Below are 12,969 nucleotides of genomic sequence, written 5' to 3'. Positions count from 1 at the left end.
ATTAATAAAAGCAGGCAGGCCCCACGAACCGGGGGCTGCGGCCTATTGACGCAGCAGAAACCCGAGGTCGCTCGGGGCATCCATCGGCAGTTTTTGCACGGTTTTACCCAGCAGACCGGTCTTGGCATCGCGTTCGACGACAACAATCTGGTTGCTCTTCTGGTTGGCAATCAACAGGAATTTGCCACTCGGGTCGAGGCTGAACTCCCGTGGATGATCGCCCTCCACCGCCCGACGCTGCAGCTCACTGAGGTGGCCGGTCGCCGGATCGATGGCAAACACCAGCAGTTGATTGGTCGTGCCACGGTTGCTGACGTAGAGGAACTTGCCGTCGGCAGAGGCATGCAACGCCGCCGCGGCCTTGTCTGAAACCGGTTGCCCGGCGGCCAGATCGACCATCTGCGTCTGCTCAAGGGTGCCGTCGTGGTAATCGAATACCGCCACTTGAGCACTCATCTCCATGACCAGCCAGGCGTGTTTGCCATCGGCGCTGAACAGCAAGTGGCGCGGCCCGCTGCCGGGTGGCAGCTGCACGAATGCCGGGGTCGCCGCGATCAATGGCAGATCCGGGTTGGCCTTGGGGTCGAAGCGGTAGGCAAACACCTTGTCCGCCCCCAGGTCGCAGGCAAACACGTACTTGCCATCTGGAGACGGGATCGCCGAATGCACGTGGGCCGAGGCCTGGCGCTCGGGATTGACCCGGCTCGCCGGGTGGCTGCTCATCTGTACCACCGGTTTGAGCTTGCCATCGGCCGCCACCGGCACCACCGCGAGGGTGCCACCCGGGTCTTCGGCCACCGAGTAATTGCTGACAAACAAATGGCTGCCATCGGCACTGAGGCTGGAATGGGTCGGCTCGTTGCCCAGGCTTTGCACCTGACTGATCAAGCTCAGCGCATGAGTCTTGGGATCGATCGCGTAACTGCTGACGCGCCCGACCGGATCGGTCTGACCGGGGCCGTTTTCGTTGACCACGAACAGGTATCGTCGGTCCTTCGACAGGGTCAGCCACGACGGGTTTTCGCTGTTGATGATTTGTAGAGGTTTGGCGTTGATCTGCCCGGTAGCGCTGTCGAAAGCCAGGCGATAGATCCCCTGGCTTTGACCGGCGGTGTAGGAGCCGACGAGCAGTTGATAGTCATCGGCGGATGCGACCTGGACGCCCATCGCGCCGATGCTGCCGGCCATCAACAGTGGCCAGAGCTTACTCATCCTCAGGTTCATCGTCATCGTTGTCACCGCTGACGACGTCGCCCAGGCACACCAAACGGTGTTCACCCGAATCACCGGTGATCAACCAGCTTTGCAGTGTAATGTCGTATGTCGCAGCCTGAACCTGCGCCGGGCTGAACTCCCAATGCTTGGCGGCGCGGCCATCCATGCATTCAATGTGCAGGTTATCAAACTCGTCGAGGGCGAATTCGAAGGCATGCAGCCCGTCGATTTCCACCATTCCACAGTGTTCGAGGGCATTGAGCAGGGTATCGGTTGCGGAAGTCATGGCAGTCAATCTTTGAATGAGAAAGACGCAATGATAGCTCATCGCACCCCATTTCCCCCGGTTGGAATGACTGACCTGTGGGAGCGGGCTTGCTCGCGAAAGAGGAGTGTCAGCCAACAGAGATGTCGAATGATAAACCGCATTCGCGAGCAAGCCCGCTCCCACAGGGATTGTGGTTGCCTGTTACAACGCGTCACGGGATGGCTGGCCATCCACCAGACGCTGGATGCGCAGCGGATTGCCGTTCTTCAGCGCATCCGGCAGCAAACTGTCCGGATAGTTCTGGAAACACACTGGGCGCAGGAAACGATCGATGGCCAGTGTGCCCACCGATGTACCGCGCGCATCGGACGTGGCCGGGTAAGGCCCGCCGTGGACCATCGAATCGCAGACTTCCACGCCAGTCGGATAGCCATTGAGCAGGATTCGCCCGACCTTCTGCTCCAGTAATGTCGTGAGCCCGGCGAACTGCTCGAGGTCTTCCGGCTCGCCAATAACGGTGGCGGTCAATTGGCCGTGCAGGCCGTTCAGGGCGGCCGTCAGTTGCGCCTGATCCGCGACCTCGACCACCACGGTGGTCGGCCCGAACACTTCCTCTTGCAGGACTTCATCGCCATCGATCAGCAGGCGGACATCGGCCTTGAACAGCTGCGGCTGGGCCTGATTGCCCTGTTGCGGATTGCCGGCCAGGTGTTCAATTCCCGGATGCGCCAGCAGTTTTTGCAAGCCTTGGCCGTAGCTGCTCAGGGTTCCAGCATTGAGCATGGTTTGCGCCGGCTGGTCGCCCATCAACCCGGCCACTTGCTGCACAAAGGCACTGAACGACGCCGAGCGAATGCCGATCACCAGACCCGGATTGGTGCAGAACTGCCCGCAGCCCTGCACCACCGAGGCCGTGAGGTCCCGGGCAACCGTGTCGGCCCGCGCCTGCAATGCCTGGGGCAAGACGATCACCGGGTTGATGCTCGACATCTCGGCGAACACCGGAATCGGTTGCGCACGTGCCGCAGCCATGTCGCACAGGGCTCGACCACCCTTGAGCGAGCCGGTGAATCCCACGGCTTGAATGGACGGATGCTTGACCAGCGCCTCGCCGACACCGCCGCCGTAGATCATGTTGAACACGCCGGCCGGCATACCTGTTTTTTCGGCAGCGCGAATGATCGCATCTGCCACCTGCTCGGCCGTGGCCATGTGGCCGCTATGGGCCTTGAACACCACCGGGCACCCGGCAGCCAGCGCCGAGGCGGTATCGCCGCCGGCGGTGGAGAACGCCAGCGGAAAGTTGCTGGCACCAAACACCGCCACAGGTCCCAGGCCGATGCGGTACTGACGCAGGTCCGGACGCGGCAAGGGCTGACGCTCAGGCAATGCCCGGTCGATTCGCGCGCCGTAGAAATCACCGCGACGCAGCACTTTGGCGAACAGGCGCATCTGCCCGCTGGTACGCCCACGCTCGCCTTGAATCCGGCCTGCGGGCAACGCCGTTTCGCGGCAGACGACAGCGACAAAATCATCAGCGAAGGCGTCCAGTTCATCGGCGATAGCATCGAGAAACTGCGCCCGTCGCTCCGCGCTCAGGCTGCGATAGGCCGGATAGGCGGCCGCTGCTGCGTTGGCCGCCGCATCGACTTCCTGCGGTGTCGCCTGAAAAAAATCGTGGGGCAAGGTCTCGCCGGTGCTGGCATCGACACTCTGCAACTTGACGCTGCCGGCGGCGCTACGTTGGCCGCCGATGTAGTTGTGACCAAGAATCCGGGTCATGGGCTATTCCTCAAAGTGTGCCGACAGTGCCGGGTTCGAAAGCCGCCGGGACCGGTGCGATGCCGTTCATCAACGGTGCGCCGAATTCAGCCTGGGTGATCTCGAACACGTCACCCGGTCGGGTGCGAATGCCGTCGGCAAAGGACAGGGTCGCGGTGCCGAAGAAGTGAATGTGCACGTCCCCCGGGCGCAGGAACTGGCTGTACTTGAAATGATGGAATTCCAGGTTGGCGAGGCTGTGGCACATGTTCGCCTCGCCACTGAGGAACTCGTTCTGCCACAGCACTTCGCCGTTGCGCAGGATGCGGCTGGTGCCCGCCAGATGTTGCGGCAGTTCGCCGACCCGCAGTTCCGGGCCGTAGCTGCAGCTACGCAGTTTCGAATGGGCCAGGTACAGGTAGTTCTTGCGCTCCATGACGTGATCGGAGAACTCGTTACCCACGGCAAAACCCAGGCGATACGGCTTGCCGTCGTGACCGATCACGTACAGGCCAGCGATCTCCGGCTCTTCACCTGCATCTTCGGCAAACGGCGGCAATGGAAACGGCTGCCCCGGCCTTACGACGATGCTGCCGTCGCCTTTGTAAAACCATTCCGGTTGCACGCCGGCTTCATCCGCCGCCGGCTTGCCACCCTCCACGCCCCATTTGAAAATGCGCATGGTGTCGGTCATCGCGGTTTCGTCGCCGCTTTGCTGGTGCATCTTGTCCCGGGCCGACGCGCTGCCCAGATGGGTCAGGCCAGTACCGCTGACCAGCATGTGCGCCGGGTCCGGATGGTCCAGCGGCGGCAGGATGCGCCGTTGCGTCTGCAGTTCGGCATAGTCATGGCTGATGCCCAGCCCCAGGCTCTGCACCTGTTGCTCAAGGCTCGCACCCGCCTCGATCGCCGCCAGTGCCAGGTCGCGGACAGTGCGCGCGTCCTGCACTTCACGCACCAGACCGTTGTCGACCACGCCGACACGGCGTTCGCCGTTACTCAATTCGAACTGAACCAAATGCATGAGTTTTCTCCTGTAAAACAAAACGTCAAATCACCGCAGAACCAATGTGGGAGCGGGCTTGCTCGCGAAAAGGCCGTCATACCCGACATCATTGGTGACTGACACTCCGCTTTCGCGAGCAAGCCCGCTCCCACATTTGGTCGGTGTGAACTCTCAAAATCAGGTACGCGATGCCCCACGCGCACTCGCCGCAAACTCATCGGCCGGCAACACGTGCTTGCGCTCCAGCAAGCGATACACCACACCGGTCAACACCAGCCCGAACACCATCACGCCCGAAAGGAAATACAGGCCCGAAGCCAGGTTGCCGGTGTATTCCTTGAGTGCGCCGATCACGAATGGGCCGAGGTAGCCGCCGAGGTTGCCCACCGAGTTGATCAAGGCGATCCCCGCCGCCGCGCTGGCGCCGGCAAAGAAGCGGCCCGGCAAGGTCCAGAACACCGCCGTGCAGGAGAACAACGCGAATGCCACCAGGCACAGCGCCGCCAGTTGCAGCACCGGCACCGACAGCCAGGCGCTGAGAAACAGGCCAATCGCACCCAGCACGTAAAGCACGGCGAGGTGGCCGTAGCGGTCATTCAAGCGATCGGAACTGCGCGGAATGATCAGCAGGCCGACGATGCCGAAGATGTACGGCACCGCGGAAACGAAACCGGTCACCAGGTCGCTGCCGCCGAACTGCTTGATCAGTGTCGGCAACCATAAGCCGAGGCCATAGATGCTCAGGGTCACCGGCAAATAGAACAGCGCCAGCAGCAGGACGCGCTTGTCCTTGAGGGCGTGCAGCGGATTGCCGTGTCGGGTCTGGCCGTACGCGTCCAGGTCCTTTTTCAGCTCGCCGCTCAGCCAGTTTTTTTCCGCCTGGTCCATCCATTTCACTTGCTGCGGGCCGTCCGGCAACCAGCGCAGCACAGGCCAGGTCAGCAGGATCGCCGGGGTGCCAATGACAATGAACAGCCACTGCCAGCCGTGCAGCCCGAGCACGCCGTCCATACCCAGCAGGCCGCCGGATACCGGGCCGGTGATCATCATCGCAATGGGTTGCGAGAGGATGAACAGCCCGAGGATCTTGCCGCGATGGCGCACCGGGAACCATTGGGTGATGTAGTACAGGACGCCCGGGAAGAACCCGGCCTCGGCGGCGCCGAGCAGAAAGCGCATCACATAGAAGCTGTTCGGCCCCTGGACGAAGGCCATGCCGATGGTGATGGCGCCCCAGGTGAGCATGATCCGCGCGAACCAGCGCCGTGCGCCGAAGCGGTCGAGCATCAGGTTGCTGGGGATTTCCAGCAGGAAGTAGCCAATGAAGAACAGCCCGGCGCCAAGGCCGTAGGCCGCATCGCCCAGACCGATGTCGGCGCCCATGTGCAGTTTGGCGAAGCCCACTGCGGAGCGGTCCACGTAGGCGATCAGGTACAGCAGGATCAGGAAGGGAATCAGTTTTAGCGTAATGCGACGGATAAGCCGCAGTTCCTGGCTCATGAGATCGGTCTCCGATTGTTGTTGTTATGGAACCTCGGGGGACGCCTCTCGCGAAAGATTCGCCAGGGTCATCCCTCCGTTTGAGCGGACTATATAGTAATACTATTTAATCAACAACACTTCCAAACATTGCAATTTACGCTTATGTTACGCCTCAGCTCGAACCATATAGTCATACAATAAGAGAACAGATCATGTCTGATAAGAAACCCACCCTGCGCTCCGCCCAATGGTTTGGCACGGCCGACAAGAACGGCTTCATGTACCGCAGCTGGATGAAGAATCAGGGCATCGCCGACCACCAGTTCCATGGCAAGCCGATCATCGGCATCTGTAACACCTGGTCGGAACTGACTCCGTGCAACGCGCATTTCCGCCAGATTGCCGAGCACGTCAAACGCGGCGTGATCGAGGCCGGCGGCTTCCCGGTGGAGTTCCCGGTGTTCTCCAACGGCGAATCCAACCTGCGTCCTACCGCCATGCTCACCCGCAACCTGGCGAGCATGGACGTGGAAGAAGCCATTCGCGGCAACCCAATCGATGGCGTGGTGCTGCTGACCGGTTGCGACAAAACCACCCCGGCACTGCTGATGGGTGCCGCCAGTTGCGACGTGCCGGCCATCGTCGTCACCGGCGGGCCGATGCTCAACGGCAAGCACAAGGGCAAGGACATCGGCTCCGGCACCGTGGTCTGGCAGCTCAGCGAACAGGTCAAGGCCGGCACCATCAGCATCGACGACTTCCTCGCGGCCGAGGGCGGCATGTCCCGCTCGGCCGGCACCTGCAACACCATGGGCACGGCCTCGACCATGGCCTGCATGGCCGAAGCACTCGGCACTTCCCTGCCCCACAACGCCGCGATCCCGGCCGTGGATGCGCGCCGTTATGTGTTGGCCCACATGTCCGGCATGCGTGCCGTGGAGATGGTTCGCGAAGACTTGAAACTGTCGAAGATCCTGACCAGGGAAGCCTTCGAAAACGCCATTCGCGTCAATGCCGCCATCGGCGGTTCAACCAACGCGGTGATCCACCTTAAGGCCATTGCCGGGCGTATTGGCGTGGAGCTGGACCTCGACGACTGGACCCGCATCGGTCGCGGCATGCCGACCATCGTCGACCTGCAACCGTCGGGGCGCTTCCTGATGGAAGAGTTCTATTACGCCGGAGGCTTGCCGGCGGTGCTGCGTCGCCTCGGCGAAGCCAACCTGATCCCGAACCCGAATGCCCTGACCGTCAACGGCAAATCCATCGGCGAGAACACCAGGGATGCGCCGATCTATGGCGAAGACGAAGTGATCCGCACCCTCGACAACCCGATCCGTGCCGACGGCGGCATCTGTGTTTTGCGCGGCAACCTGGCACCGCTGGGCGCCGTGCTCAAGCCGTCCGCCGCCACGCCGGCACTGATGCAGCATCGCGGCCGTGCGGTGGTGTTCGAGAACTTCGACATGTACAAGGCGCGGATCAACGACCCGGAACTGGACGTGGATGCCAACTCGATCCTGGTGATGAAAAACTGCGGGCCGAAGGGTTATCCGGGCATGGCCGAAGTGGGCAACATGGGTTTGCCAGCCAAGCTGCTGGCCCAGGGTGTGACCGACATGGTGCGCATTTCCGATGCGCGCATGAGCGGCACCGCGTACGGCACAGTGGTGCTACACGTCGCCCCGGAGGCCGCCGCTGGTGGACCATTGGCCGCCGTGAAAGAAGGTGACTGGATCGAACTCAATTGCGCCAGCGGCCGTTTGCACCTGGATATTCCCGATGCAGAACTGGCCGCGCGCATGGCCGACCTGCAACCGCCGCAGAACCTGATCGTCGGTGGGTATCGTCAGCTGTACATCGACCATGTGCTGCAAGCGGACCAGGGGTGCGACTTCGACTTCCTGGTCGGTTGCCGTGGGGCTGAAGTGCCGCGCCACTCCCACTGACACCACCCTCTAATGTGGGAGCGGGCTTGCTCGCGAATGCGGTTTATCATTCAACATTTCAGTTGGCTGAGATTCCGCATTCGCGAGCAAGCCCGCTCCCACATTCGATTTTCGTCTGCCTCAAGATTGCGCCGCGCCTGCTATCATGCGCGACACCTATTCGCATTGGATCGCGCCGCTCCCCATGGATTACCGCAAACCCTCCGACCGCAAAAGCATGCACTCGCGCATCGTCCAGGAACTGGGCATGCAGATCGTCTCGGGACGTTTCCTGCCGGACGACAAACTGCCCGCTGAAGCGCTGTTGTGCGAAGAGTATGCAGTCAGCCGGCCGGTGCTGCGCGAAGCCACCCGAGTATTGGTTGCCAAGGGCCTGGTGTATTCCCGCCCGCGCGTCGGGACCGTGGTCAAGCCGCGCAAGGACTGGCACATGCTCGATCCGGACGTGCTGCACTGGCTGATGCAGAGCAGTCCGCAAAACCAGTTTTTCGACCTGCTGACCAGTGTGCGCAGCATCATCGAACCGGCCGCCGCCGCGCTCGCCGCGCAGTACGCGACCGATGCCGATATCGCGTCCATCGGTGAGGCCTACCAACGCATGGAAGCCGCGCCGACACCGGAGGCGCTGTTGCAGCCGGACCTGGACTTCCACAGCCGCATCGCCGACGCCACGCACAACGACTTGCTGGCTAACCTGTGCAACATGCTCTCGGTGGCGATTGCCGAAGCCTTGAAGCATTCGAACCAGCGGCCGAACCTGCATGAACTGGCGCTGCCCCGGCACAAGGCGATTCTCACCGCCATTGAGAACCGTGATGCTCTGGGCGCGCGGCATGCGACGCTGGTGCAGCTGGATGATGCACGCAGTGCGTTGAATGTCGTATTGGGCACCGATCTTTCATAACGACCAAAGAACCCATGTGGGAGCGGGCTTGCTCGCGAAGGTGGACTGACAGTCACTATTGATGTCGACTGACACGCCGCTTTCGCGAGCAAGCCCGCTCCCACATTGGACGGTGTGAAATTCGAAGTATAAAAAAGCCGCACCCCAAGGTTGCGGCTTTTTCACTTCTGCATGGATCAGTGAGCAAACAACGAGTTGCCCTTCTGCCCCGCCAGTTTCTCTGGCTTGATCAGGAACCGCGCCAGTGCCGGCAGCAGCCACAGCGCACCGAACATGTTCCACAGCAGCATGAAGGTCAGCATCAGGCCCATGTCGGCCTGGAACTTGATGGCCGAGAAGATCCAGGTGCACACGCCGATGGCCAGGCACAGACCGGTGAACAGCACGGCCTTGCCGGTGGACTTCAGCGTCTGGTAGTACGCCTCTTGCAACGGCAGGCCGGCACGCAGGAAGCTTTCCAGGCGACTGTAGATATAGATGCCGTAGTCCACGCCAATCCCCACCCCAAGCGCCACGACCGGCAGGGTCGCCACTTTCACACCGATGCCCATGAAGGCCATCAGGGCGTTGCCGAGTACCGAGGTCAGCACCAGCGGCAGCACGATGCACAAGGTCGCCGCCCAGGAGCGGAAGGTGATCATGCACATGACCGCCACACAGATGTACACCAGGACCAGGATGGTCAGCTCGGACTTCTTGATCACTTCGTTGGTGGCCGCTTCGATCCCGGCGTTACCGGCAGCGAGGATGAACTCCAGGCCTTCCTTGTTGTTTTCCTTGGCGAACGCCTGCACCGCATGCACCGCACGATCCAGGGTCTCGGCCTTGTGATCGTTGAGGAACACCAGCACCGGCGCCAGGGAACAGCTGTTGTTATACAGGCCGTCAGCGCGGGCGATGGAGTTGTTCAGCACATCAGGGTTACGCGACAGGGTTTCCCACTTCAGGTTGCCTTCGTTCATGCCCTTGATCATTTGCTTGGACACGGTCACCAGGGAAATTGCCGACTGCACGCCCTCGGTGTTCTGCATCTTCCACATCAGCTCGTCGATCGGCGCCATGGCTTCGTAGCGCGAGCAGCCTTCAGACTTGGTCTTGACCATCACCACCAGCACATCGGAACTGGTCGAGTAGTTCTTGATGATGAAGTTGTTGTCCTTGTTATAGCGCGAGTCCGGACGCAGTTCCGGAGCACCCTGGTCAAGGTCGCCGATTTTCAGGTTCTGGCTGTACCAGAGGCCGCCGCCAAAGGCGATCAGCGCCAGCAGAATGGAAACCGGCGCGACTTTCGGGCTGGCGAAATTCGCCAGCAGACGCCAGAACGGATGTTCGCGATGCGCGTCCTTTTTACTGCGTTCAACGGCGCGCTTGCTGATGCCGACATAAGAAATCGCCACCGGCAACAGGATCAGGTTGGTGAACACGATCACCGCCACACCGATGGATGCGCCGATGGCCAGTTCGCGGATCACACCGATATCGATGATCAGTAGCGTGATGAAACCCACCGCATCGGCGAGGATCGCGATCATCCCCGGCAGGAACAATTGACGGAAAGTGCGTCGCGCGGCCGTCAGGGCGTTGTCCGCTTCACTGGATTGCAGGGCGATCCCGTTGATCTTCTGCACGCCGTGGGAAATACCGATGGCGAAGATCAGGAACGGCACCAGCATCGAATAAGGGTCGAGCCCGAAGCCGAAGAAGTGCATCAACCCCAGCTGCCAGACCACTGCCACCAGCGTCGTACTCAACACCGCGACGGTACTGCGCAGGCAATTGGTGAACCACAGCAAGAGGATCAGGGTGATGACGAAGGCGATGCCGAAGAACATCACGACCATCACCAGGCCATCGATCAGGTCACCGACCTTCTTGGCGAAACCGACGATGTGGATCTTCACGTTCGGGTTCTGTGCTTCGAACTTGTTGCGGATCTTGTCTTCAAGCTCGTGGGAGAACTGGCGGTAGTCCAGCGCCAGCAGCTTGCCCTGGTCCTGCGGGTCCGGGTAGGACTCCAGCAACGGAATGTCGACGATGCTCGACTTGAAATCGTTGGACACCAGGCGCCCGACCTGGCCGGACTTGAGCACGTTGTTGCGCAGCAGATCGAGGCTGGCCTGGGAGCCGTTGTAGCTTTGCGGGATCACCTCGCCGCCGGCGAAGCCCTCCTCCGTCACTTCGGTCCAGCGAACGCTGGGGCTCCATAGCGACTTGAGACCGGATCGGTCGACACCGGAGATGTAGAACACCTCGTCGTTGATCTGACGCAGGGTCTCCATGTACTCCTTGGAGAAGATGTCGCCATCGGTGGCTTCCACCGAAATCCGCACCGTGTTGCCCAGGTTCGCCAGATCGTTGCGGTGCTCCATCATCTTCTGGATGAAGGGATGCTCCAGCGGAATCATTTTTTCGAAACTGGTGGACGGCCGGATCAGCGTCGCCTGCCAGAACAGAAAAATGCTGACCAGCAGGCAGATAGTGATCACTGCCGGGCGGTTGTTGAAGATCAGGCGCTCAAGAAACGTCGCCTTGTCCTGATGATGAGTGCTCAAGGAAGTCATAGCCCCGCCTTCTTATTATTAACCCGGCTCATTTGCCCGACTCGGTGCCGTTTGGCGAGGTGACGCGAACGCCGCCCTGCCCGGCCAGAACCAGATTGCCATTGCCTGCCGCAGTCACCGCCGAGACCGAAATACGGTCCGCACGGTTGACCACCTTGAAGGTTTCGCCATTGTCACTGCTGCGAATCACCGAGCCGCCGTTACCGACGATCACGATGGAACCATCGTCGAGCAGCGTGGCGCCGGACAGCCCGAACTCCAGAGCGCCGCGTTCAGCCTTGAGCTCGACTTGCTCCCAGGTGCTGCCGAAATCCGTGGAGCGATAAAGGTTGCCGCGCAGACCGTAGGCGAGCAGCGTATTGGCTTGTGCTGTGCCGATCACGCCGAAAAGCGAACCTTCGTACGGGCCTTCGAGCCTCTCCCAGGTCTGGCCCCAATCGGCGGAGCGGAACATGCTGCCCTGCTCGCCGACGATGAACAGCCCGGCGTCCTTGACCGCGGCAATCGCGTTCAGGTGGTACTGGTCTTCGTTGTCCAGGCGGTCGCTGGCGTCTTCCCAATGCTTGCCACCGTCGGTGGTTTCCATCAGCGAGCCATAAGCACCCACGGCAAAGCCGCTGTCGACGTCCTTGAACCAGACATCGAGCAGCGGTGATTCGCGTTTCAGATCTTCGAATTGCTTGGTCCAGGTGACACCGCCGTCTTCGCTGGCGAGGATCTGCGCGTCATGGCCGACGGCCCAGCCGTGCTTGTCATCGACAAAAAACACCGCCGTCAGCAGGGCCCGGGTCGGGACCTTGGCCTGGGTCCAGGTGGCGCCCTGGTCATCGGAATACAGGATGTGCCCACGATCCCCGACCGCCACCAGGCGCTTGCCGGCGTGGACGACATCGAGCATCAGGCTTTTGGAAGCCTTGGCAGATTCAATGGAATAAACAACGTCGGATGCTGGCGCCGCCGCGGCCAGCACAGGTGCCGACAGCATGGCAGAGCCCAACAGCGAGAGCGCTGTAGCCAGCAACGCGAATTTGCGTAATGCCGGCGGGCGGCAGATACCCACACCCATGACAGGCTCACTCATAGACCTTCCCCCATTATTATTGTTAGGTCGTTCAACCTTTCAGGGCGCCGCAAGGGTGCGTGTCTGGACCGGCTGTTTCAGAGCATAGTCCTGAAACCCGCAATCCAGAGCCCCTTCGGAAGCTGGCTTATCCTATCGGTGTTTTTTAATGTCTGACAATCGACGCCACGTTATCTTTTGTTAACCGGGGGGATGGGGGCTTGTTCTGAATGATTGGGTATCAGGTGGGGTGATTGGGGGGTTGGTGGTTGTGGTCGGTGGTCGGTGGTCGGTGGTCGGTGTGCATATCCGTTGCTGCGGTAACGGCTGCTTGTTCAATCGGTGTACATATCCGTTGCTGCGGTAACGGCTGCTGACGGTTTCGCTCTTACAGCGACTCACTTTTCCAAACGCCGAAAAGTAAGCAAAAGGCTTTGCCCCGACGTACGGCACCTCGCCAAAGCTCGGTGTTCCCTCGCTACGGTGTCCATCAGGGGGCATCGCCTCCGGTCTGCTTCGCGACGACCTCCTCTCGATGTGTTCGACTTCGTCGAACGGCGCTACGCGCCTAACCCCCTGATGAACACCTACGCTCGGCCTGCCGAAGGGGCAAAAGATCAAGATCAAGATCAAGATCAAGATCAAGATCCAAAGCCAAAGCCAAAGCCAAAGCCAAAGCCAAAGCAGATAGGGGTTCAGAAAAATCGGGGGGGCAGTCAGGTGGGGCTCGGTCGGCTGTCAAACCGCCTTCGCGAGCAAGCCC

General features: G+C 61.0%; 9 protein-coding genes. 2 read left to right on the top strand and 7 right to left on the bottom strand.

The features are described 5' to 3' along the window. Nucleotides 1-42 precede the first annotated feature (42 nt). The 5 genes from ABIA48_RS27110 to ABIA48_RS27090 all read right to left on the bottom strand — a co-directional run bounded on the left by ABIA48_RS27110 (nt 43) and on the right by ABIA48_RS27090 (nt 5,750). The gene (locus ABIA48_RS27110) at nt 43-1,212 is read right to left on the bottom strand and encodes a lactonase family protein (RefSeq protein WP_429492649.1); all 1,170 of its coding nucleotides are present in this window, start codon (nt 1,210-1,212) and stop codon (nt 43-45) included. Next, complete coding sequence (locus tag ABIA48_RS27105) at nt 1,205-1,543, bottom strand: DUF5629 family protein (protein ID WP_429492647.1); 339 nt, start codon at nt 1,541-1,543, stop codon at nt 1,205-1,207. Before ABIA48_RS27105 ends, ABIA48_RS27110 begins: the two co-directional genes overlap by 8 nt. Before the next feature lie 141 nt (nt 1,544-1,684). Next, nucleotides 1,685-3,265, bottom strand: coding sequence for an aldehyde dehydrogenase (NADP(+)) (locus tag ABIA48_RS27100; protein ID WP_429492646.1), 1,581 nt, complete (start codon nt 3,263-3,265; stop codon nt 1,685-1,687). 10 nt (nt 3,266-3,275) lie between these two features. Then, a complete protein-coding gene (gene araD1, locus ABIA48_RS27095) occupies nt 3,276-4,268 on the bottom strand; it encodes an AraD1 family protein (protein WP_429492644.1) in 993 nt (330 codons plus the stop codon). Between the two features lie 159 nt (nt 4,269-4,427). Continuing rightward, a complete protein-coding gene (locus ABIA48_RS27090) occupies nt 4,428-5,750 on the bottom strand; it encodes an MFS transporter (protein WP_429492642.1) in 1,323 nt (440 codons plus the stop codon). A gap of 194 nt (nt 5,751-5,944) precedes the next feature. Here ABIA48_RS27090 and ABIA48_RS27085 point away from each other — a divergent pair, with 194 nt between their 5' ends. Continuing rightward, nucleotides 5,945-7,681 (top strand): IlvD/Edd family dehydratase, encoded by a 1,737-nt coding sequence (locus ABIA48_RS27085; RefSeq protein ID WP_429492640.1) that lies wholly within the window; start codon nt 5,945-5,947, stop codon nt 7,679-7,681. 184 nt (nt 7,682-7,865) lie between these two features. After that, entirely contained in the window at nt 7,866-8,585 is a 720-nt protein-coding gene (locus ABIA48_RS27080; RefSeq protein ID WP_429492638.1) for a FadR/GntR family transcriptional regulator, read from the top strand. 176 nt (nt 8,586-8,761) lie between these two features. Here the strand turns inward: ABIA48_RS27080 and ABIA48_RS27075 are convergent, their stop codons facing one another. Further along, entirely contained in the window at nt 8,762-11,146 is a 2,385-nt protein-coding gene (locus ABIA48_RS27075) for an efflux RND transporter permease subunit (protein ID WP_429492636.1), read from the bottom strand. 28 nt (nt 11,147-11,174) lie between these two features. Further along, a complete protein-coding gene (locus ABIA48_RS27070; RefSeq protein WP_429492634.1) occupies nt 11,175-12,227 on the bottom strand; it encodes a WD40/YVTN/BNR-like repeat-containing protein in 1,053 nt (350 codons plus the stop codon). Nucleotides 12,228-12,969 lie beyond the last annotated feature (742 nt).

Source organism: Pseudomonas sp. S30_BP2TU TE3576, assembly GCF_050436025.1.
Lineage (GTDB): Bacteria > Pseudomonadota > Gammaproteobacteria > Pseudomonadales > Pseudomonadaceae > Aquipseudomonas.
The sequence above is the reverse complement of the archived record's forward strand: the minus strand, read 5'-3'. Positions and strand labels throughout refer to the sequence as shown.